General features: G+C 51.5%; 23 protein-coding genes. 13 read left to right on the top strand and 10 right to left on the bottom strand.

Annotated elements, in window-relative coordinates; genetic code table 11:
- Nucleotides 1-111 precede the first annotated feature (111 nt).
- The 4 genes from ACYVI1_RS24055 (at nt 112) to ACYVI1_RS24040 (ending at nt 6,407) form a co-directional block, all read left to right on the top strand.
- Nucleotides 112-984: a sugar phosphate isomerase/epimerase family protein gene (locus ACYVI1_RS24055; RefSeq protein ID WP_460913399.1), complete on the top strand. Its 873-nt coding sequence runs from the start codon at nt 112-114 to the stop codon at nt 982-984.
- Nucleotides 985-1,046: 62 nt separating this feature from the next.
- Complete coding sequence (locus ACYVI1_RS24050; RefSeq protein WP_460913398.1) at nt 1,047-2,153, top strand: Gfo/Idh/MocA family protein; 1,107 nt, start codon at nt 1,047-1,049, stop codon at nt 2,151-2,153.
- Between the two features lie 3 nt (nt 2,154-2,156).
- Nucleotides 2,157-2,582, top strand: coding sequence for a GNAT family N-acetyltransferase (locus tag ACYVI1_RS24045; RefSeq protein ID WP_460913397.1), 426 nt, complete (start codon nt 2,157-2,159; stop codon nt 2,580-2,582).
- A 24-nt stretch (nt 2,583-2,606) separates the two neighbouring features.
- Nucleotides 2,607-6,407: a PVC-type heme-binding CxxCH protein gene (locus ACYVI1_RS24040; RefSeq protein WP_460913396.1), complete on the top strand. Its 3,801-nt coding sequence runs from the start codon at nt 2,607-2,609 to the stop codon at nt 6,405-6,407.
- A gap of 17 nt (nt 6,408-6,424) precedes the next feature.
- Here ACYVI1_RS24040 and ACYVI1_RS24035 read toward each other — a convergent pair whose 3' ends face one another.
- The 3 genes from ACYVI1_RS24035 to ACYVI1_RS24025 all read right to left on the bottom strand — a co-directional run bounded on the left by ACYVI1_RS24035 (nt 6,425) and on the right by ACYVI1_RS24025 (nt 8,557).
- Entirely contained in the window at nt 6,425-7,330 is a 906-nt protein-coding gene (locus ACYVI1_RS24035; RefSeq protein WP_460913395.1) for a sensor histidine kinase, read from the bottom strand.
- Nucleotides 7,331-7,498: 168 nt separating this feature from the next.
- Complete coding sequence (locus ACYVI1_RS24030; protein ID WP_460913394.1) at nt 7,499-7,951, bottom strand: hypothetical protein; 453 nt, start codon at nt 7,949-7,951, stop codon at nt 7,499-7,501.
- 66 nt (nt 7,952-8,017) lie between these two features.
- Nucleotides 8,018-8,557, bottom strand: coding sequence for an RNA methyltransferase (locus tag ACYVI1_RS24025; protein WP_460913393.1), 540 nt, complete (start codon nt 8,555-8,557; stop codon nt 8,018-8,020).
- 60 nt (nt 8,558-8,617) lie between these two features.
- On the opposite strand from ACYVI1_RS24025, the gene mutS reads away from it, so the two are divergent.
- The 3 genes from mutS to ACYVI1_RS24010 are packed head-to-tail and all read left to right on the top strand — an operon-like array spanning nt 8,618 to nt 12,042.
- Complete coding sequence (gene mutS / locus ACYVI1_RS24020) at nt 8,618-11,263, top strand: DNA mismatch repair protein MutS (RefSeq protein WP_460913392.1); 2,646 nt, start codon at nt 8,618-8,620, stop codon at nt 11,261-11,263.
- A gap of 28 nt (nt 11,264-11,291) precedes the next feature.
- Nucleotides 11,292-11,498 carry a hypothetical protein gene (locus tag ACYVI1_RS24015; protein ID WP_460913391.1) on the top strand — a complete coding sequence of 69 codons (207 nt, stop codon included), beginning with the start codon at nt 11,292-11,294 and terminating at the stop codon, nt 11,496-11,498.
- 40 nt (nt 11,499-11,538) lie between these two features.
- Nucleotides 11,539-12,042: a Rad52/Rad22 family DNA repair protein gene (locus ACYVI1_RS24010; protein ID WP_460913390.1), complete on the top strand. Its 504-nt coding sequence runs from the start codon at nt 11,539-11,541 to the stop codon at nt 12,040-12,042.
- Between the two features lie 340 nt (nt 12,043-12,382).
- Here the strand turns inward: ACYVI1_RS24010 and ACYVI1_RS24005 are convergent, their stop codons facing one another.
- Both ACYVI1_RS24005 and ACYVI1_RS24000 read right to left on the bottom strand, forming a co-directional pair.
- Complete coding sequence (locus ACYVI1_RS24005) at nt 12,383-14,572, bottom strand: M28 family peptidase (RefSeq protein ID WP_460913389.1); 2,190 nt, start codon at nt 14,570-14,572, stop codon at nt 12,383-12,385.
- Between the two features lie 130 nt (nt 14,573-14,702).
- Nucleotides 14,703-15,410, bottom strand: coding sequence for a LolA-like protein (locus ACYVI1_RS24000; protein WP_460913388.1), 708 nt, complete (start codon nt 15,408-15,410; stop codon nt 14,703-14,705).
- A gap of 189 nt (nt 15,411-15,599) precedes the next feature.
- Between ACYVI1_RS24000 and ACYVI1_RS23995 the strand changes: the two genes are divergently transcribed.
- The 4 genes from ACYVI1_RS23995 (at nt 15,600) to ACYVI1_RS23980 (ending at nt 18,813) form a co-directional block, all read left to right on the top strand.
- Nucleotides 15,600-16,823 (top strand): nucleoside permease, encoded by a 1,224-nt coding sequence (locus tag ACYVI1_RS23995; RefSeq protein ID WP_460913387.1) that lies wholly within the window; start codon nt 15,600-15,602, stop codon nt 16,821-16,823.
- Nucleotides 16,824-16,926: 103 nt separating this feature from the next.
- Nucleotides 16,927-17,718 carry an exodeoxyribonuclease III gene (locus ACYVI1_RS23990; protein WP_460913386.1) on the top strand — a complete coding sequence of 264 codons (792 nt, stop codon included), beginning with the start codon at nt 16,927-16,929 and terminating at the stop codon, nt 17,716-17,718.
- Nucleotides 17,719-17,777: 59 nt separating this feature from the next.
- Nucleotides 17,778-18,218: a DUF29 family protein gene (locus ACYVI1_RS23985; RefSeq protein WP_460913385.1), complete on the top strand. Its 441-nt coding sequence runs from the start codon at nt 17,778-17,780 to the stop codon at nt 18,216-18,218.
- Between the two features lie 4 nt (nt 18,219-18,222).
- Nucleotides 18,223-18,813 (top strand): pseudouridine synthase, encoded by a 591-nt coding sequence (locus ACYVI1_RS23980; protein WP_460913384.1) that lies wholly within the window; start codon nt 18,223-18,225, stop codon nt 18,811-18,813.
- A gap of 9 nt (nt 18,814-18,822) precedes the next feature.
- Here ACYVI1_RS23980 and radC read toward each other — a convergent pair whose 3' ends face one another.
- The 3 genes from radC to ACYVI1_RS23965 all read right to left on the bottom strand — a co-directional run bounded on the left by radC (nt 18,823) and on the right by ACYVI1_RS23965 (nt 20,411).
- Nucleotides 18,823-19,518: a RadC family protein gene (gene radC, locus ACYVI1_RS23975; protein WP_460913383.1), complete on the bottom strand. Its 696-nt coding sequence runs from the start codon at nt 19,516-19,518 to the stop codon at nt 18,823-18,825.
- Nucleotides 19,519-19,643: 125 nt separating this feature from the next.
- A complete protein-coding gene (gene rpsT / locus ACYVI1_RS23970; protein WP_460913382.1) occupies nt 19,644-19,910 on the bottom strand; it encodes a 30S ribosomal protein S20 in 267 nt (88 codons plus the stop codon).
- Nucleotides 19,911-20,012: 102 nt separating this feature from the next.
- A complete protein-coding gene (locus tag ACYVI1_RS23965) occupies nt 20,013-20,411 on the bottom strand; it encodes a Dabb family protein (RefSeq protein WP_460913793.1) in 399 nt (132 codons plus the stop codon).
- Between the two features lie 91 nt (nt 20,412-20,502).
- Here ACYVI1_RS23965 and ACYVI1_RS23960 point away from each other — a divergent pair, with 91 nt between their 5' ends.
- Nucleotides 20,503-21,528, top strand: coding sequence for a zinc dependent phospholipase C family protein (locus ACYVI1_RS23960; RefSeq protein WP_460913381.1), 1,026 nt, complete (start codon nt 20,503-20,505; stop codon nt 21,526-21,528).
- A gap of 158 nt (nt 21,529-21,686) precedes the next feature.
- Here the strand turns inward: ACYVI1_RS23960 and ACYVI1_RS23955 are convergent, their stop codons facing one another.
- Together ACYVI1_RS23955 and ACYVI1_RS23950 are read right to left on the bottom strand one after the other, a co-directional pair.
- Entirely contained in the window at nt 21,687-22,106 is a 420-nt protein-coding gene (locus ACYVI1_RS23955) for a hypothetical protein (RefSeq protein ID WP_460913380.1), read from the bottom strand.
- A 48-nt stretch (nt 22,107-22,154) separates the two neighbouring features.
- Nucleotides 22,155-23,024 carry a sugar phosphate isomerase/epimerase family protein gene (locus ACYVI1_RS23950; protein WP_460913379.1) on the bottom strand — a complete coding sequence of 290 codons (870 nt, stop codon included), beginning with the start codon at nt 23,022-23,024 and terminating at the stop codon, nt 22,155-22,157.
- 166 nt (nt 23,025-23,190) lie between these two features.
- Between ACYVI1_RS23950 and ACYVI1_RS23945 the strand changes: the two genes are divergently transcribed.
- A complete protein-coding gene (locus tag ACYVI1_RS23945; RefSeq protein WP_460913378.1) occupies nt 23,191-24,402 on the top strand; it encodes a class I SAM-dependent rRNA methyltransferase in 1,212 nt (403 codons plus the stop codon).
- The last annotated feature ends 138 nt before the right edge of the window (nt 24,403-24,540 follow it).

Raw genomic sequence — 24,540 nt, 5'->3', positions numbered from 1 at the left:
TAACGTAAAAGTTTTCTTATTCAAGTGAAAATATAGTCAGTATCGGTAAACAAAAGCCGAGATACCCTTTTAGTTATGTAGTAAGTTTGTGTAAGTTTTCAGCGACAAAATATGAATAAGGTAGGAATGAATATGTTCGTCTGGACAATGACGATGGACGAGGATTTGTCGGATACGCTGGCGTTTCTGAAAACCAGCGGATTCGATTTTGTTGAAGTTCCTATCAACGAGTCAGGCGAGACTCCGGCTGGGGTAGCGAAGTGGCAGCAACTTGGCCAGCAACTGAATGAGCTGGACTTAGGTGTACAGACCTGCACCATCTGCGGTCCGGAACATAACCTTATCAGCCCGGAGGAAACGGTGCGCCAGTCGGCTGTCGATTACCTGAAGCACGTTGTCGATTGCACCGCAGCCGTTGGCGCCAAAATTCTAATGGGGCCACTGTATGCCGGCTTCAAGGCGTTCACCGGTAAGCCCGCCACCCGGCAGGAGTGGGCCTGGTCAGTGGCCGGAATGCGGAAGGTAGCCGACTACGCCCAGACACAGGGCGTTACGCTGGCCATCGAATACCTGAACCGCTTTGAAATCTATTTGCTCACCTGCGCCGACGACCTTGTCCGGTATGTGGAGGCCGTTGACCACCCGAACTGCCGGGCTGCGTTCGATACCTTCCACGCCAATATTGAAGAGAAAAGCACCGCCGAAGCCATCCGAAAAGTAGCTCCCTACTTAGTGCATGTGCAGATTTCGGAAAACGACCGCTCTACACCGGGGCAGGGCCAAATCAATTTCGATTCCGTGTTCGACGTGTTGCAGGAGATTGGCTATACCGGTCCGATTGCCATTGAAGCGTTCGGCCTTACCCCGCCCGAACTCGCAGCCGCTACGCATATTTTCCGGCCTATGTTTCCGTCGCCCGAGCAGTTGGCGGTGGATGGGCTGGCGTTTATAAAGAACCAAATGATTGAATTGTTGAGTGATTGAATAGGCCATCCGGTAATTTTTACTCAATCATTCAACAATTCAATCACTTACCAATTCATTCAATGATTAACATCGCCATCGTCGGTCTCGGATTTGGAGCCGAATTTATTCCGATTTATCAGCGGCATCCGCACGCGAACATGTACGCGATTTGCCAGCGCAACGTCCAGAAACTGAACGAGATTGGCGATGCATATGGCATTGCGAAACGCTACAGCAACTACGACGAATTGCTGGCCGACCCCGCTGTCGACGCGGTTCATATCAATTCGCCAATTCCGAACCATGCCGAACAAAGCCTGAAAGCCTTGCGGGCTGGAAAGCACGTTGCCTGCACGGTGCCTATGGCCACGACCGTTGAGGAGTGCATGGAAATCGTGAACGCCACGCAGGAATCGGGTAAGAAATACATGATGATGGAGACGGTGGTGTATAGCCGCGAATTCCTGTTTGTCAAAGAGTTATACGAAAAAGGCGAATTAGGAAAGGTGCAGTTTCTGAAAGCCAGTCACCAGCAGGATATGGACGGCTGGCCCGACTATTGGCCGGGTTTGCCGCCGATGCACTACGCCACGCACTGCGTTGGGCCGGTAGCCGGACTGCTCAAACTCGAAGCCGATTATGTGTCGTGCTTCGGGTCGGGCACGATTCGGGAGGAGCTGGCTAAGATTCACAACTCGCCGTTTGCGGTCGAGTCGGCGCATATCAAGTTCAAAGACAGTGATTTATCGGCCTATGTCTATCGGTCGCTGTTCGATGTAGCGCGGCAGTACCGCGAGAGTTTCGAGGTGTATGGCGATAAGAAATCATTCGAGTGGCAGCTTATTGAAGACGAACAGCCCGTGATTCATACCGCCAAAAAGCCAGAGCCGGAAATCCCCTCAACAGTAACCGTGCCCGACTACGCGCATTACCTACCTGAAGAGATTCAGCGCTTCACGACCAAAGGCGTGTATGATGCCGACGAGACGCAGCACCTATCGTTTACGCAGGGGGGCGGGCACGGTGGGTCGCACCCGCACATGGTGCATGAGTTTGTGTCGGCCTTAATCGAAGACCGCGAGCCGTTTCCGAACGCGGCTCAGTCGGCCAACTGGACGAGTGTCGGAATTCTCGCACACGAGTCGGCCCTGCAGGGTGGAGCGATTATGAAACTGCCGGATTTTTAGCCTATGACCGATGTCCCTGTCCGACTCGAGTTCATCAAGGCCCTTCCGGCTGATCCGGCGACCGATAAAGTGCCCGATGAACATTACGCGATTGTTGAGAAACGTTCGGGGCAAACTGTGGGCGGAATCCGGCTGCGGCTTAGTAATCGGGCGGATATTCTGTTGTATGCCGGGCACATTGGCTATAATGTGAATGAGCCGTACCGAGGCTGTAATTACGCAGCATACGCGTGCTTTGAACTAAAGCCGTTGGCCGCATCACACGGTTTCACAGAGCTTTGGATTACCTGCGATCCTGACAATTGGGCGTCGCGACGAACCTGCGAACGCATCGGGGCGGAGTTAATAGAAATTGTTGATCTGCCAGAAGACATTGATATGTACAAGGATGGCGAACGCCAGAAGTGCCGGTACCGGTGGGTAGTATAAAATTTAGCAAAAGCGATTCCTGATATGTTAGATAAACACACGAAAATTTTGTTGGCAGTAGGGCTACTTGCATTGCTTACGCAATGCGCCCGTCAATCGGCGACGCAAACGACGGTTCGTCAGGAGGTTAATAAGCCGCGCCGGACGGAAATTCTGTTTCTGGGCGATAATGGCCACCATAAACCCATCGAGCGGGTGCCCCAACTGATGGCCGCGCTGGGCAGCAAGGGCATCAATATCACCTATACCGACAAGCTCGAAGACCTCAATGCCGACAACCTCAACAAGTTCGACGGGCTGCTGATTTTCGCCAATTGGGACAGCATTCCAAAGCCGCAGGAAAAGGCGTTGCTCGACTATGTTTCGTCGGGACACGGACTGATTCCGGTGCACTGTGCCTCCTATTGTTTCCGCAACTCGGCAGAGTATGTCGATAAGGTCGTTGGCGGGCAGTTCTGGCGGCATCGGATGGATACCATTCAAACGCGCTTTACGCAGCCGGGTAATTCAATTGTGGCGGGTTTGCCCTCCTTTAAAGCCTACGACGAAACGTATCTTCACAGCCATTTGCAGCCGGATAACAACGTGCTGGCCGTTCGCGACATTAAAGCCGACCAAACGAAGGATAGACCCGACCAGAAAGAAGAACCCTACACCTGGACCCGTCAATATGGCAAGGGCCGGGTTTTCTACACCGCCTATGGCCACGATGAACGCACCTGGAGCCAGCCCGGTTTTCAGCAACTGCTCGAACGGGGTATTTTGTGGGCCGTTGGCGATGAAGTGAAAAAACGGCACGATGCCCTAAACCCGCAGCCGTTCGCCTATCAGGAAGCGGTATTGCCAAACTACGAGAAACGTGCTGGTCCGCAATTACAGCAGAAACCGCTTTCGCCCGAGGAGTCGATGAAGCATATTCAGGTGCCGGTCGATTTTACGCTTGACTTGTTCGCCCACGAACCGAACGTGATGCACCCCATTGCGATGGCCTGGGACGAGCGCGGACGCCTGTTCGTGCTCATCACGAAAGATTATCCGAACGAACGCAAGCCTGAAGGTGGTTCCGATGTTATCGTCATCTGCGAGGATACCGACAAAGACGGCAAGGCCGACAAGTTCACCAATTTTGCCGAAGGATTAAGCATTCCGACCGGTCTGGTCTTCGCGAATGGGGGCCTATACGTTTCGCAGGCTCCGCATATGCTGTTTTTGCAGGACACAAACGGCGACGACAAAGCCGACGTGAAGAAAGTCATCTTTACCGGATTCGGCACGTTCGATACCCACGCCGGACCGAGCAACCTCCATTATGGCTTCGACAACTGGATATGGGGTAGTGTAGGTTACTCTGGCTTCAAGGGCAAAATCGGTGCCGACAGCGTGAAGTTCAGTCAGGGTTTTTTTCGCTTCAAACCTGATGGGTCTAAGCTCGAATACATGACCAGCACCTCGAACAATACCTGGGGTTTAGGCTTCACCGAAACCGGTGAGGTGTTTGGGTCAACCGCCAACAATTCGCACGGCTGGTATATGGCCATTCCGCACCGCTACTTTACCGGCGGGGCGCACCTGCGCGAAAACGGCAGCCGCAGCCTCGATACCCATAAAGACATGAAACCTATCACCGAAAAGGTTCGGCAGGTCGATGTGTTTGGTGGGTTTACGGCAGCCGCCGGGCATAACTTTTACACCGCCCGCGCTTTCCCGAAAAAATACTGGAACAACATCGCCTTCGTCGCCGAGCCGACCGGGCATATTCTGCATCAGAATGTGATGCAGAAGCAGGGCACCAATTATGAAGATGCGGAAGGTTTTAACCTGATGGCCGGAGCCGATGAGTGGTTCGCGCCGGTGTTTGCCGAGGTCGGGCCAGACGGCGCCGTTTGGGTGGTTGACTGGTACAGTTTTATTATCCAGCACAATCCTACGCCAAAAGGCGCAACCAATGGGTCAGGAAATGCCTACGAAACGCCCCTGCGCGACTTTACGCATGGCCGGATTTACCGCGTTGGTTACAAGAATGCACCGGCTTACGCGCCCATGACGCTGAGTAAAGAGCGGCCCGATGAATTAGTTGCCGCCCTGAAAAATACGAACATGTTCTGGCGCATGACCGCCCAGCGGCTGCTCATCGAACGGAATAACAAGGACGTGGCGCCACAGTTGATTGCACTGGTAAATGACCAATCCGTGGATGAAATTGGCATTAATCCAGCCGCTATTCATGCGCTGTGGACGCTAAAAGGCTTAAACGCGTTGGATGGGTCTAATCAGAACGCGGCCATTGCGGTTGGGCAGGCCCTGAAGCACCCCGACGCGGGCGTCCGAAGAACGGCCATTCAGGTGATGCCGTCTATTGGCGAAGCCGCCGATGCGTTGCTGGAAGCTGATTTGCTGAACGATAAAGAGCCGGTGGTTGTGCTGAATACCCTTTTGAAACTGTCCGAAATACCGCAGAGCCAGGCCGTTCAGCAGGCTATTCTGACCCGACTCGCTAAAGCGACGGAAACAAACGACCGTTGGCTTCCCGATGCCTTTGCCACTGCCCTTACCAGCCAGAACGGGCAGTTGCTGAAAGCGTATCTGAAGCAAATCGCGACCAATACGCCAGTGAAGCCGACGAACGATATGGCAACGCATAATCATACGGATATGGGCAAAGCGCCAAACGTAGTGGCAACGGCCAGTATAATCCCAACCGCTTCGCCATCGAATCAACCGAACGCTGGCCAACCCGACCTCGTTATTACCGCCATTCGCACAACGCCCGAATCACCGGCCGTGCGCGAGGGTGCCCGCCTGTTCGTTGATGTCACAAACGCCGGGGGTGTGGCTATTCCCGAAGGAACCCCCATTCCGCTGTCGTTGCGGGTTGAAGGACCGAAAGGAGCGATGGAGGGGGCAAAGATTGATTTCGTGAGCATAACGCACAGCACGGGCATCAAACCCGGCGAAACCGTTACCATCAGCAAGGCCAACAATGGACCCTGGGTGGGCGATATGGGCGTCACATTCGAGCGGGCCGGGCAGTACACGCTTACGGCCATGCTCGACCGCGAAAACAAGATTGCCGAGAGTAACGAACAGAACAACAACGCCACGCATACACTCACTTATCGCGCTCCGCAGAGCCTGAGTGCCTACGCCCTCGAACGGGCCACGCGTAGTTATGCCTCTGTTGCGCCCATCGACTCAGTTATTGCCTTATTGCGGCAAACGCAACGACTTAACCCGGCCGAGAGTGAAGCCATCGTGAAAGGCGTATCGGACGGGTGGAACATGAAACAAACCACGCAGCTTCGCGAGGCTGATAAGTCGTTTCTAACCAGTTTAAGTAACTCGGTTTCAGTTGATAATCGCCAACGCCTGACCCGACTATATGAAGTCTGGGGACTGACCAAAGAAGCGCCGGTTGACCCGAATGTGGAGGTTGTGCGGATAAAAACCGTTCGGGAGGAGATGCGCTTCGACAAAAAGGAATTTACCGTTACGGCGGGTAAGCCGGTTGAGATTGTGCTCGAAAACCCCGACGCTATGCAGCACAATCTGGTTATTGGCAAACCCAAGAGCATGGAGATTATCGGGAATGCCGCCGATAAGATGATTACGGCCAAAGATGGCGCCGAAAAGAACTACGTCCCTTCTATTTCGCAGGTCATTGTGGCTACACCGTTGGTTAATCCCGACCAGACATACCGGCTAAAGTTCACCGCGCCAACCACGCCCGGCGACTATCCGTTCGTTTGCACGTTTCCAGGTCACTGGCGGATTATGAACGGTATCATGAAGGTGACGAAGGCTGGACAGGCTATGAACATGAAGTAATTTAGTTAAACCTGAAACTATTTATCGACAGGTGGCAACAGCGCTGAGGGTGGCACCTGAATCATAAACTCGCTTCCTTTGCCAAGTTCGCTTTTCACCCATATTGTCCAGTTATGCGACTGGATGATTCGCTGCACATAACTAAGCCCCAGCCCGAAGCCTTTGACACTGGGCTGGTTGCGGTCATGAACCCGAAAAAAAGGCTGAAAAATCTGCGCCACCAATTGGGGCGGAATGCCCACACCCCGGTCCTGAACCGCAATCGTCAGGCCGTCGCTATTGGTTTTTGTGCGTATCGTTATTTTCGGTTCGCCGGAACTGTATTTTATGGCGTTGTCTAACAGATTATAAAATACATTGGTTAGGTGAAGCCGGTCGGCCAGCACATACGGGTCAACGCCCGGCAGATTCAATTGCAGGTAATCACCGTGGCGTTCGGCTACGGACCGCAGAAGCTGGTGTATCAGAACCGGTTCAGGATTTAATATGAGCGTGTTGCGGTCGGCACCGGCCAGCGTCAGCATGGTTTCGACCTGGTGCTGGAGCCGCTCCGCTTCTTCCCGAATAATGCGGACGTATTTTTCCGTTCGCTCAGGTTGGTTGTGGGCAATGGGCGAGTCCAGAATATCGGCGGCCATTCGGATGGCCGTGATAGGCGTTTGAAATTCATGGACAATCGAGTGCAGTGCTTCAGTGTGTTCAACAGGGCGGTGCCGTCGGCGCATAAACCACCACACCAAATACCCCATCAGGGCTTGTGCTATCAGAATCAGACCGAACAGGGCCAGCCACCTTACCGACGGGGCCGTTATGGTTGCCGTCTCGGGTATTGATAACCAGCTTCCATAGAGTAACCCGGCTGTGATGACAAAGAGTAGTAGGGTAAGGGCAAACAGTGGGTAAGCAACAGAACGATGCAGCATAATGCTGTCTGTTAGGGTTAAGTAAGGAACCTTGAGTAAGCAGGTACAGGATAAACGTACAGTAGTGTGGCGTAAATGTCACACGAATATATCCGAAAAAGCAAGAAATGGCAACAAAAAAGCCCGCTTTGAGCGGGCATACTATAAAACGGTCATGAAAACAGCCCGTTATGAGTTGTCGGCTGGCGTTTCGGTCGATGGGCTGCTGGTAGCTTTGGCTCGTGATGGGCGAGGGGTGGCTGGTTTGGCGGCTACAGATTTGGGGGCAGGAGCGGGTTTCCGGGCGGTAGATGTGCCAGACGAGTTAGCCACGGCTGTAGCCGATTCAACAGCGGCCTTTACGGCTTTATTGGCTGTTCGTTTGGCATTTTTGGCTGCTTTGCCAGCGTTTTTAGCGGCTTTGGCTGTCTCTTTTTTTACCTTTTTAGCTGGCTTTTCGACCTTCTTCTCGGCCTTGTGCATCAGCTTAGCAAGTTTCTTCGCCAATTTATCCGCCGATTTCTCGATGGATTTCTTCATTCGTTTGGTAGCCTTGCCTGCGTCGCTGAGTTTGGTTTCAATCGAATCAACGATTTCGGCTGCCAGCGACTTCTGTTTGGTTTTTGTGGTCTTGTTTGCCATATTGGATTGTTAATAAAAAAATCTACAAAGAAATACGATTAAATTTTCATAATTGCAAGTCCAATATTAAATTTTTGTTATTTTTTGTAGAAAATGCCAGCAAATAATCCCTGCTGTAACGGCAATATTCAGCGAGTGTTTTGTGCCAAACTGCGGTATTTCGAGCACTACGTCGGCTATCTGAATAACCTCATCCCGAACGCCCGTTACCTCATTACCCAACACAAACGCGTAGGGTTTGTTTAGATGGGGCGAAAAATCCGTTAACGACGTGCTGCCCTCTGCCTGTTCCACTGCCGCCACAAGCCAGCCGGCTGCTTTCAATTGCCTGAGTAAAACAACCACGTCGGGCGCGTAGGCCCAGGAAACGGATTCGGTGGCGCCGAGAGCCGTTTTGGTAATATCGCGGTGAGGAGGCTGGCCCGTAATGCCGCATAAGTAGAGGTTGGCCGCCCGGAACGCATCCGCCGTGCGAAACACCGACCCCACGTTGTTGAGGCTGCGTATGTCGTCCAGAATCAGGCAGTAGGGGAATTTTTCGGCAGCTTTGAAATCGTCAACCGACAGGCGGTTGAGTTCGTCGAGAGCGAGTTTACGAGGGGGCATAGCGTGTTTAGTATTCGCACAAATTTTGGTATATTTGTTTGAAATAACATAGCGTATTCAGTGAAACCAGCCACCGCAGCAAAGCCTCAACAAAAGAAAAACGAAACCCCCCTTAACCGTCAGTACAACCAGATTAAGGCCAAATATCCCGGTGCGTTGCTGCTCTTCCGCGTTGGTGATTTCTACGAAACCTTCGGCGAAGATGCGGTGAAAACCAGTAAAATTCTGGGCATCACGCTCACCAAACGCAACAACGGCGGCTCCAACGAAGAACTTGCCGGTTTTCCGCATCACTCCCTCGATACTCATCTGCCTAAGCTCGTGCGGGCGGGCGAGCGCGTGGCCATCTGCGACCAGTTGGAAGACCCGGCGCTGGCCAAAGGCATTGTCCGGCGGGGCGTTACGGAGTTGGTTACCCCCGGCGTTTCGTTCAACGACAACGTGCTCGACACCCGGCGCAACAATTACCTCGCGGCCGTCCATTTTGGCAAAACAGAGGATAGCTTTGGCGTGTCGTTTCTGGATATTTCGACGGGCGAGTTTCTGGCCTCGCAGGGTAATTCGGCGTATGTAGATAAACTACTGCAAAGTTTTAACCCGTCGGAGGTTCTTTACTGCAAGCGCAACCGGCAGGAGTTTGGCCTGTTGTTCGGGGATAAATTTCATACCTATACCCTCGAAGACTGGGCCTTCACCTACGACTTCGCCTACAACTTCCTGAAACAGCACTTTCAGACCGTCTCGCTGAAAGGCTTCGGTATCGAAGGGCTGCCCGATGGCATCATTGCCGCCGGCGTTATTCTGCATTACCTCAACGAAACCGAACACAAAGACCTCCAGCACATTACCCGCGTTACGCGGCTCGAAGAGGACCGTTACGTTTGGCTCGACCGCTTCACCATTCGCAACCTCGAACTGACGGCCGCGCAGCAGGAGGGGGGCGTGCCGCTGATTCAGATTCTTGACCAGACCGTTACGCCGATGGGCGCGCGACTGCTCCGAAAGTGGCTGAATCTGCCGCTTAAAGAAAAAGCATTGATCGATGAACGGCTCAACATGGTCGAACTGCTTGTGTCGGATATTGACTTAGCTGAGACACAGGTTAATCACCTGCGGCAGATTGGTGATCTCGAACGGTTAGTCTCGAAAGTAGCCGTTCGGCGGATTAGCCCCCGCGAGTTGCTGCAACTCAAACGGTCGCTGCAACACGTTTTGCCGATTAAAGAACTGCTCATTACGGCGTTGAGCCAGAACGAGTCGCCGTCATTGAAGAAATATGCCGATCAGCTCAATCCCGTTTCGTTTCTGATCGACCGCATCGAAACCGAACTGCGCGAAGACCCACCGGCCCTGTCGAATCAGGGGGGCATGATTAAGCCCGGCATCAACGCCGAATTAGACGAACTGACGGCCATTGCCTACTCGGGGAAAGATTACCTGTTGCAGTTGCAGGAACGCGAAGTGCAGCGAACGGGCATCAGTTCACTCAAAGTGGCGTATAACAAAGTCTTTGGCTATTACTTAGAAGTCACCCACGCCCACAAGAACCGTGTGCCAGAGGACTGGATCAGGAAGCAGACGCTGGTGAACGCCGAACGCTACATCACGCCCGAACTGAAAGAATATGAAGACAAAATCCTGAATGCCGAGGAGCAGATTTTTCAGATCGAAGCCCGGATGTTCAACGAACTGGTGCTGGTGGCTGGCGAGTATGTCGGAGCCATTCAGCAGAACGCCCGCGTGCTGTCGGTGCTGGACGTGCTGGCTTCGTTTGCGCGGGTCGCCGTCAAGAACAAATACGTTCGGCCGCAGATTAATGAAAGCAAGGTATTAAACATTAAAGATGGTCGGCACGCGGTCATCGAGCAGCAACTGCCCCCCGGTGAACCCTACATCCCGAACGATGTTTTCTTAGACGACCAAACGCAGCAAATTATTATCATCACCGGGCCGAATATGGCCGGGAAGTCGGCTCTGCTGCGGCAAACAGCCCTGATTGTGCTGATGGCCCAGGCGGGGAGTTTTGTGCCGGCTTCATCGGCGGAGATTGGCATTGTCGACAAGATTTTTACCCGCGTTGGAGCCTCTGACAACCTCTCGCGGGGCGAAAGTACGTTCATGGTCGAAATGACCGAAACGGCCAGTATTCTCAATAACCTCAGCGAACGCAGCCTTGTGCTGATGGACGAAATCGGGCGCGGCACCAGTACCTACGATGGTGTGTCCATTGCCTGGTCCATCACCGAATACCTGCACAACAAAACCGACTGCCGCCCCAAAACCCTGTTTGCTACGCACTACCACGAACTCAACGACCTCGCTGCCGATAACCCGCGCATTAAGAACTACAACGTGGCGGTGAAAGAAATGGGCAACAAAGTTATTTTTCTCAGAAAACTAAAAGAAGGTGGTTCGGAGCACAGTTTCGGGATTCACGTGGCGCAGATGGCCGGGATGCCCGCCCAGATTGTGAGCCGGGCCAGTGAGATTCTGAAGCAATTAGAGTCATCGCATCAGCGCGAAAACAACAAAGAGAAAATTCGAGAAGCGGTGCCTGCCGAACGGGAGTTGGCGTTACGCATCATCGAATCCGGCGACCCAAAATCTGAAGCCATCAAAGAAAAACTCCGGGCCATCGACGTGAACCGGTTGACGCCGATTGAAGCGTTATTGAAACTGAATGAGTTGATGAAGTTGGTGGAGTGAACCTGTTGAACTTTGTAATTTTGTCAACATGAACAAATCCCTTCACCCACAATACATTACTGACGAACAGGGCAAACGTGTTTCGGTGGTACTGCCCATTCAGCAATGGCAACAGGTTCTTGACGAATTAAAAGAACTGGATGATATTCGGCTTTATGACGAAGTGAAAGCCCGCAAGGAGTCAACCACCTCGTTGGCTGAGTATAGACAGAAGCGACAACGGGCGAATGACTGAATACAGATTTATGAGTAAACCAGTAAACAATAACCAACAAATGGACCTAAACGCATTAACCGCCCCGCTCACGGCACAGGAAATTGAGTGGCGCGTGCAGAGTCAGACCAAAGACGGTCAGAAGATTATCGTTGTGCCGTACATCACCAACCGGTGTGTTATGCAGCGTTTCGACGACCAGTTCGGCTGGGCGGGCTGGCAAAACGAAATCAAGGAAATCGAGGGCGGTTTCCTCTGCACCATTACGGCCATTCTGCCCGGTGGCGAAATCGTGAAGAAAACCGACGGGGCCAGCCGCACGAGCGTTGAGCCGGTGAAAGGCGGCATTAGCGACGCCATGAAACGCTGCGCCGTCCAGTTCGGTTTGGGCCGGGCGTTGTACGATTTCCCGAAAGTGATGATTGAAACCACCGATAAGTATATCCCCAACTGGGCCACACCGTTGTTAGACAAAATGGTCGAGAAAATTAACGGGGGCGGTGTCGTGCGCGATGTGGTGGTACTTAAGCCCGAACACGCGAAGCCAGCGGCTAAGGCCATCTAAGACCTAAAAGGTTTTAAAAACCTTTTAGGTCTGATACGCAAATAATGTATGTTTGTATGTACATAATCTGCGTAACTATGTACAACAGTCCCTTGTTGCCTAATGCATATTATCACATTGTTTTTGCCGCCAGGCCGATGGATGGCCATACTCGTCGTTACTGTCAATTATAAGTAGTAGCAGAACCCGTTTAGAACGGTCAGCGGTACTTGACTGGTTTGGCGGTATAGAACCCTATATTACCATTAATCATCAGCACAGTATTGTCCCCTCTGGTGAAGATTGGGAGTTCGGTTATTAAAACCTAAAAGGTCTTTTTTGAGACCTTTTAGGTTTGGCATTACTTCCCGCTACCCACAGCCGCCGGGCCACTCATTCCCTGCGACAAGGCCAGCAATTTATCGCTCAGCGTTTGAATGGCTTTTTTGTAGCGGGCCTCCAAATCAGGCAGGTTGGCCGTTGATTTGAGTGACGCTTCGTATAACAGCCCCGGTAGCATCCACGACGCATAGCCGCTGTTCGGGTCGGATGACGCATAGAGTGATTTATACCAACCGCCGAATGCGTTGCCTTTGGGGTCGATGAACGACCGCTCCAGCAGGCGCAGTTCTTTGTTCAACTCCACTAATTTATCCGTGCGACCCGTTTTCAGATACGTCTGCCGTGCGATTTCGCAGGCATCGGCGTTCTTTTTCAACTCATCGACTACGGTCAGCAGGGGCGCAATCGAATACGTTGGCGAGTAGGCCTGAATCGCTTTTTCAGCCGCTTTGAGGTGAACAGCTAAGTCGGCCGGGTAGCGGGCGATGTCGTAGGGAACGAGATCGGCGTTGGCGAGCCGGAGGGTCATCGTGCCGACTACCTGCTCCATCATCGGCCCCATTTTGTAGGTCGGGTCGGCGAATTTGTCGTAGAAATATAAATCGTCATACTGCGAATGGTAGAGCGTGGGGCCTTCCATGCCTGCACTCAGCGACGGAATGCCGATGTGCATATACGGCGCAATATGGTCGGACCCACCGCCGAGGTTGCCAATGGTTGGTTCGCCCGCAGCCATCGCCGGAGCCGATGAACCCGTTACGCGGGTGGGGTTACCCGCGGCTTTCTGCCCCAGCCAATGCTGATAAACCGTTTTGTTGGAGTCGGGGTATTGCACCGCCTGCGTGGCCTCAATGATGAGCTTTTTCATCGAGGGCGACGCGCTGGCCCCGAACGTCCGGCCCGACACGGCGGCATCGTAGTTCATGTAGGCAACGGCTTTCTGGCTTAATTCATCGCGGAACTGCTCACTCCACTCCGCCGACCCAATCACGCCCGGCTCTTCGGCATCCCAGTGGCAGACCTTAATGGTGCGCCGGGGCCGTTGACCGGCTTTCGCCAGCTTACCCATCGACTCGGTCAGGCTCAGCAGCATAGCCGTACCCGAATTAGGATCGGTAGCGCCAAATGACCACGCATCGTAATGGCAACCGGCAATAATCCATTCATCGGGAAACTCGGCCCCGGTTAGTGTGCCCACAACCTGATAAATGCGCTGAATCGCTTTCTCCTGCTTCACCATTAACCGGACTTTCAGACCTGGCCCGCCTTCGAGCCGGTAGGTATAGGGCAAACCACCCTGCCAGCCCGCCGGAACGGGCTGAGCGCCGGTCATACGTTTGAGAATTTCGGTGGCCGAGCCGTAGGGGAGGGGCGTCACCGGAATTTTGTGGATGCCAACTGCATTCGGATCGAGTCGTTTGGGCGTGTTCTTGGCATCCATCGGCAGGGCCGCTTCGCCGGGCGTGAGCGGGTCGCCGGTATAGGGTGTTGTGATTAACGATCCCCGCTGAATCACGCTCTCGCTGTAAAAAGGGCCTTCGGGAAACGTCAGGCCACGCATATAGCCACTGTCGGCGGGGTCGGTGAAAATGATGACGCCACTCGCTCCGGCAGCCTGGGCAAACTGCGCTTTATAGCCCCGGAAATTACCGCCATACCGGGCCAGCACGATCTTGTCCTTCACCGAAATACCCATCGCTTTCAACTGCTCGAAATCTTCTTTGCGGCCATAGTTGGCATACACGACTTCGGCGGTCACATCGCCCGACCCCGACCAGGCGTTGTAGCCGGGCGTCAGGCGCGGGTCGCTGGCGTATTTGTCTTCTTTGAAAATAAACTCCCGAATGTTCAGCGGCTGCCGAATCGGTTCGACCAGTTCAACGGCAATGTCGCCGGGGCCTTTGGGCAGGAGCACGTCGTGCGGGTAGATGTCTACCTGCCAGCCCGCTTTTCGCATGGTTTCGGCAATGTAGTCGCGCACCTGTTCGTTTTCTTTTGAGCCAGTAATGTGCGGTACACTGCTGAGTTTTTCGAGGTGATTTTTGAAAGCTGCCGACGATTGTTTGGTCTTGAACTCCGTTTCGAGTTTGACCTGCGCGGCCTGCCGGGCTGGAAGGAAGCCCGTAAGTGTCTGCGCCGAGGTGTTGAGCCCGCAAAAAGCCAGCGCAGTCAGGGGAATAATCGTTTTGAGTAGAGGGATGGATTTCATGAGAATCAGGTTGTTAATTCTCAAATATCGGAATTTAGGGCGGCAAAGAGCGAAATTTGCAGATGAATAGTTGGCCATAAAAAAAGAGACCCAGTACCTGGGTCTCTTTTTTTTAAATAGAAACTGAATTTTATTTTGGTTTAGCGAAAATTGCCGGGTCAACGGTGTTATTCACCGAAACTTTCGTCGTTTTAGCCGTGATCGGACCGGGAGCGCCGGGAGCGGTGATTTCACTTGCATAAGGCATTGTAAGGCCATCCTGCGCCTTATAATCGGAGAACGTAGCCGTGACTTCGCCCTGTGGCCCAGTCCCTTTCAGGCCCATAAGCTGATACGTATCGGCATCAATAAAGTAGTTAAAGGCACCTTCGGGACGAGTTACTTTCAGGTTAAACGCATCTTTGCTGTTGTATTTCTCTTTACCAATCAACTCATACGGATACTTGTTCGCCTTCACGTAGGCTAAGTGTAGCATCTGCGGTTCCGTAAGGTTTTTGGCTGCTTTCAGGGCTTCGGCGGGCATATCCTGTGCGCCACTACCCCCTTGCATTGGATTGATGGCCCAGCCCTTGTCGCCATCTATGACGGTCGTGATTTGCTGGCCCATTACCGATACATCACTCCGCATGGATTTACCAACTACATAATTGCTTTTCGAGGTTAATTCCATCCCCATTACAGCCATCGTTTGCTCAAGTTCCATTGTTTTAACGGCAGCCACTTTGTCGGCCCCGCCTAATGCCGCGACGTGCTTATCAAGTATTTCATCGGCAGTTTGCGCGAAGGAGAAAGCCGGAATTGCCACGAGAGCAACAAGGGTAATCAATTGTTTTTTCATGAATTAGTTTAGTCAGAAATTGCGTCAAAGATAGGATTCCTGTTTCGAAAGACGATATGAGTTTAGTTATAAACGCTGAAGAAGCAGCTACATTATGCACCATCGGCAACTTTCGGGGCCAATCGGCTTGCAGGGCTGACGGTCGTTACTTACCTTCATTGGCTAAAACCTTAAACTCCTGAACCAGCAATGCTCTCAACAACCCGCGTTAAGCTCTCGATCATGATGTTCCTCCAGTTTTTTGTGTGGGGAGCCTGGTATGGCCAGATGAGCAAATACCTCTTAACGCAACTCCATTCGACCGGCGATCAGGTCGGTAATGCCTATGCGGCTTTTTCGCTGGCCATGATTATTGCGCCCTTCTTCGTCGGGATGATTGCCGACCGGTATTTTGCCGCGCAAAAAGTTCTTGGTATCCTGAATCTGCTGGGCGCGGTGGTGCTGTATTTCATCACGCAAAACACCAATCCCGACAACTTTTTCTACCTGATTCTGGGGTACTGCCTCACCTTCGCGCCCACATTGGCCCTGACCTCATCCATTGCCATGCAGCAGATGACCAGCCCCGAGAAAGAGTTCCCGGGCATCCGCGTGCTGGGCACCGTTGCCTGGATTGTGGTCACGAACATTGTTGGGTTCTACGGGTTCGGCGACAAGGTGACGATTTTCCAACTGTCGATGTACTCGTCGGTAGTGCTGGGTATTTTCTCGTTCTTCCTGCCCAATACGCCACCCAAAGCTACGGTGTCTACGTCGGTTTCGCAGATTCTGGGACTGGATGCGTTCCGGCTCTTTAAAGACCGTTCGTTTGCCATTTTCTTTCTGTCGTCGGTGCTTATCTGCATTCCACTCTCGTTCTATTATGCTATGGCCAACCCCTCCCTAACGGATGGCGGGATGCAGAATGTAGAGAATAAAATGTCGTTGGGGCAAGCTTCCGAGGTTATTTTTATGTTGCTGATTCCGCTGGCCTACACGCGCCTGGGCGTCAAAAAAATGCTCATCGTTGGTCTGATTGCCTGGATTGTCCGGTTTGTTTGCTTTGGCTACGGCGACGGCGGTTCGGGCGAGTGGATGCTCTACCTGGCAATTGTTCTGCACGGCGTTTGTTACGACTTCTTCTTCGTAACGGGTCAGATTTACACGGATAACAAAGCGGGCGAAAAAATCAAATCGTCGGCGCAGGCCCTGATTTCGATTGCTACGTATGGCATTGGCATGGGCATTGGCTCCAAACTGTCGGGCATAGTGCTGGATGCTTACACCCGTCCCGACGGTACCAAAGATTGGTTAGGCGTCTGGCTCGTTCCGGCGGGTATCGCGGCTGCCGTTCTGATTCTGTTTGTGCTGTTGTTCACGGATAAAAAACGCATCCGGGCAACAGAGAATGAATTAGTGCCGGGGCCTTTATGAATTTTATCTTAAACACAGAGATAACGGAGGAATCACGGAGGTCACAGAGCATTTATTTTCCGTGACCTCCGTGATTCCTCCGTTATCTCTGTGTTTACCTACCATGCAACTGATTTCCTACAACATCAACGGCATCCGGGCGGGCATCCGCAATGGCCTGATTAACTGGCTGGCTCAACACCAGTTTGATATACTTTGCTTTCAGGAAGTTAAAGCCACAGCGGATGTAGTAGACCTGTCGGTTTTTGAGCAGTTAGGCTATCAATGCCATTGGCATGCGGCTGAAAAAAAAGGCTACTCCGGCGTAGCAACGTTTTCTAAAATTGCGCCCACCAACGTTGTACTGGGCTGTGGATTAGCTATTTATGATTGTGAAGGCCGCATCCTTCGCACCGACTTTGACGATATGACGCTACTGAACTGCTATTTCCCCTCCGGCACCACCGGTGAGGTGCGGCAGGGCGTCAAGATGGCGTTTCTGGGTGATTTTTACGATTACGTAGAAAACCTGCGGAAAACCCGACCCAAACTCATTATCGTAGGTGATTATAACATTGCCCACAATGTCATAGACATTCATGACCCGGTTCGTAACAAAAACACCACGGGGTTTCTGCCCCACGAACGCGCCTGGATGGACCGCTGGTTCAATTCCGGCCTGACCGATGCCTTCCGCTACAAATATCCTGATGAAGTAGCGTATAGCTGGTGGAGTTACCGCCCCGGTATGCGAACTGCCAACAAAGGGTGGCGTATCGACTACGCTTCCGTAACCGACAACCTACGCGACCAAATTGCTGATTGCCGGATGCTTCCCGACGCTGTTCATGCTGACCATTGCCCAGTGTGGCTGTCAATGGGCAGCTCCCTGGGCGGTGAAAGAGCTAAAGAGTGAAGGCCGGTTACGCACCCTTTCACTCATTATTCTGTACTTTAGCCTTAAAAAGCTATGCGATGAAACGAGATTGGGAAGAACTGACAGCGACCTCATACGTCGATACGATAGCCGTACTTCAGAGCACACTGGCCGAGCACGACTACGCACAGGTGTCGGAAGGGTTACAGCAATTAATGGACAGTATGTCGCAGGAGTTAAAAAGAGCATTACGTAGCCAGCTTTCACAGCTAATGATGCACATCGTTAAATGGAAAATTCAGCCCGAAAAACGTTCTGGTAGCTGGGCGGTCTCTATTTTAGATGCTCGAGAAAATATTGAGGAGATCAGGCAGGAGAAACCAAGTCTAAATCGCCGGTTTGTTACTGAAATCTGGGATAAAACCACTCAACAAGCCGTCCGAAAAGCCGAAGAAGAAACACAGTGCAGGTCCGGGCTGCTAACGTTGACGTGGGAGGAAGTTTTCAATGAAGAATATTCGGTTCTAAAGAACGATTGATACATTGACAACGTCTCGCTATTTTCTTCTCTACAAACCTTATCTTATGCTCTCTCAGTTCAGTCGGGAAGGGGACAAGCCGACCCTTGCCGACGTAGACTTTGATTTCCCAACCGATGTGTATCCCGTTGGTCGTCTTGATGCCGACAGCGAAGGACTATTATTGCTGACTAATGATAAGCAGTTGAATCATAGGCTGCTGAATCCGAAGTTTCGGCATAACCGGACGTATTACGTGCAGGTCGAAGGTGTGTTGACGGATGAAGCCTGCCGCTGGTTATCGGTGGGCGTTACCATATCGGTAGATGGAAAACCCTATCATACGCTTCCCGCCGACCCCCAAATCATTAACGAACCAATTTTACCAGAGCGTACACCCCCGATTCGCTACCGGGCCAGCCTTCCGACTTCCTGGTTGTCTATCGCGCTTCACGAAGGCAAAAACCGGCAAGTCCGTAAAATGACGGCTGGTGTGGGTTTTCCGACCCTTCGGCTCGTGCGCTGGGCCATCGAGAGCCTCACCGCCGGGGGCATGACGCCCGGTCAGGTTCGCGAAATCAGCCGGGCGGAGGTGTTGGGCGGGTTGAAGATTTAAATCGGTAGTCTACAGAATTCCCTCGTCAGCAAAACTATAATAGGCTTTGTCCGTAAAAATCAAATGGTCGAGAACAGGAATGTCTAAGAGCCGCCCGGCGTCTCTGAGTTTTTTGGTGAGATCTTTATCGGCCTGCGACGGCATCAGGTTGCCCGACGGGTGATTATGAAACAAAATCATTGAGGAAGCCAGATGCTCGATGGCCTGCTTGAAAATCAGCTTGGGATCGGCTACCGTACCCGATACGCCCCCCGTGCTGATTTGCACGGGCCGCAGAATCTCATTGGCGCGGTTCATCAGCAAAATCCAGAATTCTTCGTGCGGCTTGTCGATCAGGTGCGGGATCATCTCGTTATACGCATCCCGCGAGCATGTTACCCGTGCCCGTAATGGGCGGTCCTGTTCTTTCCGCCGGCGGCCCAGTTCGAGTGCAGCTATGATGCTAATCGCTTTTGCTTCGCCGATACCCCGAAATTTCGAGAGGTCTTTAATGCTTAGTTTGGCTAAGTCATTGAGGTTGTTATTGACGCTTTTAAGAATAATTTTGGCTACATCGACGGCGGTTAGGTCAACGGTGCCGGAGTTAATCAGAATGGCAATGAGTTCGGCCTCTGAGAGGGCCGCTTTGCCCTTGAGCATAAGTTTTTCGCGCGGGCGGTCCTCTTCGGCCCAACTCTGAATGGTGCCGGATGTCTGATACGTCATAAGTGCAAGTCAGTCACGAAGTGATTTTCGTTGACAAAATGCACAAAAAAACCTTACCCGCAAAAAGGTAAGGTTGTAGGATAAGATATCGCCCGAAACAGCAGAGAACTACAACGGGCTACGAATTAAGCGGCAGCAGTTTTCAGACTATTGACCAAACGAGCCAGTTTCGACTTGTTATTGGATGCTTTGTTCTTATGAATAATGTTGCGCTTGGCGAGTTTGTCCAATGCCGACGACACTGTTTTGAACAGTTCAACCGCCATAGCATGGTCGGTGGTAAGACGTAATTTTTTCACCATGTTCCGGGTGGTAACATGCTGGTAACGGTTCTGTAAACGCTTTTTAGCACTCGACCGGATTGCTTTTTTTGATGACTTATGGTTTGCCATTGGTATATAATGAAATCGTTGTCGCGATATGAGGGCGCAAAAATAAGAATTTCGGCTGGAACTATCAATAGTTCCAGCCGAAATTCTTTCTGTTACACGCGCTTACTGGCGAATATCGGCGTTGACAATCAGCGTTTTTTCCCAGATTCCTTTGTTCCCCGAAACGAACTGTTTGTAGGCCTCGCTGTTCTCAAATAATTTTATATCGGCCTCACTCTGAAACGTAAGGTAATGTACTACGTCATAGTCTGCAACAGCCTGATTTGGCAAAATTGTCTTACCCGACGTATAACCAACGACCTGTGGAATTTCATGCTTTAGAGCCGCAAAACCATTCATGTGCTGTTCAACAGCTCCAGTTTCGACCCCTTTTTTGAATTTAACACACACAATCTGCTGTTTTTGAGCTTTCCGCGCAGGTGAGTAGGCACCGTAGATTGTTAAAGCAAAAGCGCACAGCAACACAACAATGAGGGTATATCCCTTCGATTTAGCATTCATGATTATTCGAGATTTGTTCATTTTTCCAAATTTTGTTCTGAATGACATGGCGCTTTAGCTGAATAGTTAATGATTTTCACTGTAAAGTACCATGTTCTGTCAAATGTACAACGGTTTTATTTGGTTGTTAGTTTCAGCCACTTTTTTTTTCGGAAGTTTAGTGAACGGAAGCCCGCGGCCTATTGAAAAACCAGATGCCAATCGGCCAAAATGGGGCTTCTACGCCCACCAGCAGATTAACCGGTTAGCGGTTTTTACATTGCCAGTGGAGATGATGCCTCTGTTTAAAAAGCACATTGGCTTCCTGGCCGACAATGCGGTAAATCCCGACAAACGCCGGTATGCCGTTGTGGGCGAAGCGCCACGTCATTTCATCGACCTCGACGCGTATCCAGACACGTCCGCTACTACGTTGCCGCGCTATTACAAAGATGCTACTGACCGTTACGGAGCCGACACGCTGGCATTGCATGGGCTGGTTCCCTGGCAAATTCAACTGACGAAGTATCAATTGACCGAGGCCTTTAAGCAGCGGGATGTCCGGCGAATTCTGCGCGTAGCCGCTGATTTGGGTCATTACATTGCCGATGCCAACGTGCCGCTGCACACGACTCGCAACTACAATGGGCAATTAACGAATCAGCAGGGTATTCACGGCTTTTGGGAGTCGCGGTTGCCGGAGATGTTCAGTACAGATTACGATTTTCTGACGGGGCAGGCCGAGTACGTCTATTCGCCCCAAAAAGCGGCCTGGCGAGCCGTATTCAACGCAAATGCTGCGCTGGATTCGGTACTTCGGTTTGAGCAGAAACTAACGGAGGAAGTGGGTGAAACCCGCAAATTTGGTTTTGAGGAGCGTAACGGCATCACAACCAAAGTGTACTCAGCCGATTTTTCGCAGCAATACCACGAACGGCTGCGCGGGCAGGTCGAACGTCAGATGCGGGCGTCGGTCAAAATGGTGGGCGATTTCTGGTACACCTGCTGGGTCGATGCAGGACAGCCCGACTTGCGGACTTTAGCGAAATACCAGCTTACAGACGGGGAGCAGAAAGAAGAAGTAGAAGAGAAGAAAAGCTGGCTGAAACGGTTGTTTTCGGCGAGGAGCGAGGATTAACGTTTTTCTAATAATTCACTTTCAAATTCTCCAATCTTACTATTGAGTTGGTTATAAGTGCATGTTGTGGGATTGAAATTTAATAAACTCGATAAACTAATGGTTTTTTGCTGGGGTAAATATTGATTCAGGATAGGGGTTGGAAGTAAATAAAACACTCACTGGTCTAAATTTAATGGATTAGCTGTTAGCTTATCTTTATGGGTATATAGACAGAAAATATACAAATCTGCTTGTCGGCTGACTGCTGGTGCGTAGGTGTTTGTTGCCGCATCCCAACCAAGTGTTTCCGAAATGCCAAATCGAATTAGTGACTCCTTTTTTTGTGTCCAGCTTTGTAGGTAAGCAGAAGATTTTACTTCAATTTTTAAGCCTTTTAGGGTTCGTAAATCATAGGCATCCCACTCGATACGCTGTGTATTTTCAAGGTCAATAGCGGTAGAAATTATGAATTCAGCAAGTTGTCCTCTGAGTGTATTGGACAACAAATCAGAATGGGACCACTGCCAGAAATTCAGCAGATTGACAGGTAAATTTGTGCCCTGTGATTGAAATGGCTCTTTCCCGGATTTTAGCATGGGCAAATTTAGTGAGTTACGGCACTTGCCGTAACTCACTAAGGTAGGTCAGACCGACAACTTCTTCATATACTCGGCATCATTCTTCAAGCTTACCATTGGCGATTCGGGGTACTCTTCCTGCTCAACCAAAAAATACTTGATGCCGCTGTCCATGGCGATACGCAGGGTCTTTTTGAAGTCCACATTGCCTTTGCCAATGTCGTTCTGAACAGGCTTGCCTTCTTTGATGGTATAGTCTTTAACGTGGCAGAGTTCGTAACGGTTGCCGTATTTTTTGAGGTGTTCGGCCGTGTTCACACCCGCCACGTCAATCCAGCACAGGTCCAGTTCAAACATCACGTTTTTAGGGTCGGTGTTGGCCAGCAGAAATTCCTGCGGGAGCTTGCCATCCATTGGCCGGAACGAATAATCGTGGTTATGGTAGCCGAATTTTAAGCCCGCCTTGCCAATTTCTTCGCCCGCTTTGTTGAACTGGTCGGCAACTTTCTTCCAGTCGTCCCATGATTTTTGCGGCCCCATATGCGGACACAGCAGGTAGGTCAATCCGGCTCCCTGCGCCATTTCGATGCTTTTCTTGAGTTCGTCCGGCTTGTCGACCTGCCCTTTAAAATTGAAGTGGGTGCTAACCATTTTCACGCCCAGCCCGTCGAGAAACGACTTCATTTCTTTTGGTTCCATACCCCACAAAAAGCCCTGTGCTCCGGCGAAGCTCTCGAATTGTTTGTAGCCCATGTTCGCCAACTGTGTCATGATGCCTTTGGGGTCTTTCGGCAGTACATCGCGGGCGCTGTAGAGTTGAACCCCAAATGGGCTAATGGTCTTGGCGGGGGCATTGGCGAATAAATCAGCCTGGCCCAGGGCAAAAGCGCCGGCTGTGAGCAGACCAGACTGTTTAATGAAATTGCGTCGTTGCATGATAGAAAAAAGTTTGCGGGTTTAAAACGTAAAGATGTGACGGTTTTGTGTAAAACGATGAATGATGAATGATGAATGATGAATGATTATTCTTCAAGTCAATAACTCATAATTTATAATTCATCATTTTTTAGAGACGTATCTTTGCGGTCTTTTCTAAATACGAATGACGTTTTCCAAAATCTATCTACAGGCCGGGCGCGACGAAGCCATTCGGCGGTTTCACCCCTGGGTATTTTCACGGGCTATCAGCCGCTATGAGGGCGACCTCAATGATGGCGATGTGGTAGAGGTGTTTGACAATAAGAGCCGGTTTCTGGCTACTGGTCACTATCACGACGGCAGCATTGCCGTCCGTATTTTCTCATTTGGCGCTACAGCGGGCGGACCCGTTACCCCCGATTTGCCCTACTGGACCCAGAAACTGGCGCATATTCGCAGCATCCGGCAGGTAATCGTTACCGGAGAGACCAATTGCTACCGGCTGGTGCATGGTGAGGGCGATGGCTGCACGGGTCTGATTGTGGATATATACAATGGCGTTGCCGTATTGCAGGCGCACTCCATCGGGATGCACCGCGAGCGCGACATCATCGCCGAAGCCCTAAGACATGTTTTCGGCGATGAATTGCAGGCGGTGTACGACAAAAGTGCCGATACACTACCCGACGAATACGGAGCAACCGTCACCAACGGCTATCTCGTTGGTCGAACGCCTGTGCCACACCCGGTTCAGGAGAACGGCAACACGTTTCTTGTTGACTGGATAACGGGGCAAAAAACCGGCTTTTTTCTCGACCAGCGCGACAATCGGGCCTTGCTGGCACAATATGCCCAGGGCAAAAAGGTCCTGAACGCCTTCTGTTATTCGGGCGGTTTCTCAATATACGCGCTCAAAGCCGGGGCCAGTTCGGTGCACTCGGTTGATGTTTCGCAAAAGGCTATTGATCTGACCAACCAGAACATCCTGGCCAATTTTGGCGATAGTGAGACAAACCGTAGCGACGGACCGCACCAAGCCCATACTGAAGATGTAATGCATTATCTAAAAAAACATGACCATCAGTACGATGTTGTCGTGCTCGACCCACCCGCCTTTGCCAAGAGTTTATCGGCGCGTCACCGGGCTGTGCAGGGCTATAAACGACTGAACGCTGAAGGGTTGCGCCGGGTCGCAAAGGGCGGGATTTTGTTTACGTTCTCGTGTTCGCAGGTGGTGGATCGGGAACTGTTTTACAACACCATTGTGGCGGCTGCCATCGAAGCTGGGCGACAGGTGCGGGTCTTGCATCACCTGAGCCAGCCCGCCGACCACCCCGTTAGTTTATTTCACCCCGAAGGGGGCTATTTGAAAGGCCTCGTGTTGTGGGTGGAATAAAGAGTGAAGAAGGATGTGTGAGGAGTGAAAAATAAAAAAAGTTGACAAAATATTCTTCACGCTTCACGCATCATTCTTCACGCAACATTCTCCTTTTTTCCTTCCATCCTTTCCGTTAATTTTGACCCTCAACCGCGT

The sequence above is a fragment of the Spirosoma areae genome (assembly GCF_054781775.1).
The sequence above is the reverse complement of the archived record's forward strand: the minus strand, read 5'-3'. Positions and strand labels throughout refer to the sequence as shown.

Coding starts and splice junctions, on each gene's coding strand:
- ACYVI1_RS24055 (WP_460913399.1), top strand. CDS start 112: ATGAATAAGGTAGGAATGAATATGTTCGTCTGGACAATGACGATGGAC.
- ACYVI1_RS24050 (WP_460913398.1), top strand. CDS start 1,047: ATGATTAACATCGCCATCGTCGGTCTCGGATTTGGAGCCGAATTTATT.
- ACYVI1_RS24045 (WP_460913397.1), top strand. CDS start 2,157: ATGACCGATGTCCCTGTCCGACTCGAGTTCATCAAGGCCCTTCCGGCT.
- ACYVI1_RS24040 (WP_460913396.1), top strand. CDS start 2,607: ATGTTAGATAAACACACGAAAATTTTGTTGGCAGTAGGGCTACTTGCA.
- ACYVI1_RS24035 (WP_460913395.1), bottom strand. CDS start 7,330: ATGCTGCATCGTTCTGTTGCTTACCCACTGTTTGCCCTTACCCTACTA.
- ACYVI1_RS24030 (WP_460913394.1), bottom strand. CDS start 7,951: ATGGCAAACAAGACCACAAAAACCAAACAGAAGTCGCTGGCAGCCGAA.
- ACYVI1_RS24025 (WP_460913393.1), bottom strand. CDS start 8,557: ATGCCCCCTCGTAAACTCGCTCTCGACGAACTCAACCGCCTGTCGGTT.
- ACYVI1_RS24015 (WP_460913391.1), top strand. CDS start 11,292: ATGAACAAATCCCTTCACCCACAATACATTACTGACGAACAGGGCAAA.
- ACYVI1_RS24010 (WP_460913390.1), top strand. CDS start 11,539: ATGGACCTAAACGCATTAACCGCCCCGCTCACGGCACAGGAAATTGAG.
- ACYVI1_RS24005 (WP_460913389.1), bottom strand. CDS start 14,572: ATGAAATCCATCCCTCTACTCAAAACGATTATTCCCCTGACTGCGCTG.
- ACYVI1_RS24000 (WP_460913388.1), bottom strand. CDS start 15,410: ATGAAAAAACAATTGATTACCCTTGTTGCTCTCGTGGCAATTCCGGCT.
- ACYVI1_RS23995 (WP_460913387.1), top strand. CDS start 15,600: ATGCTCTCAACAACCCGCGTTAAGCTCTCGATCATGATGTTCCTCCAG.
- ACYVI1_RS23990 (WP_460913386.1), top strand. CDS start 16,927: ATGCAACTGATTTCCTACAACATCAACGGCATCCGGGCGGGCATCCGC.
- ACYVI1_RS23985 (WP_460913385.1), top strand. CDS start 17,778: ATGAAACGAGATTGGGAAGAACTGACAGCGACCTCATACGTCGATACG.
- radC (WP_460913383.1), bottom strand. CDS start 19,518: ATGACGTATCAGACATCCGGCACCATTCAGAGTTGGGCCGAAGAGGAC.
- rpsT (WP_460913382.1), bottom strand. CDS start 19,910: ATGGCAAACCATAAGTCATCAAAAAAAGCAATCCGGTCGAGTGCTAAA.
- ACYVI1_RS23965 (WP_460913793.1), bottom strand. CDS start 20,411: ATGAATGCTAAATCGAAGGGATATACCCTCATTGTTGTGTTGCTGTGC.
- ACYVI1_RS23960 (WP_460913381.1), top strand. CDS start 20,503: ATGTTCTGTCAAATGTACAACGGTTTTATTTGGTTGTTAGTTTCAGCC.
- ACYVI1_RS23955 (WP_460913380.1), bottom strand. CDS start 22,106: ATGCTAAAATCCGGGAAAGAGCCATTTCAATCACAGGGCACAAATTTA.
- ACYVI1_RS23950 (WP_460913379.1), bottom strand. CDS start 23,024: ATGCAACGACGCAATTTCATTAAACAGTCTGGTCTGCTCACAGCCGGC.
- ACYVI1_RS23945 (WP_460913378.1), top strand. CDS start 23,191: ATGACGTTTTCCAAAATCTATCTACAGGCCGGGCGCGACGAAGCCATT.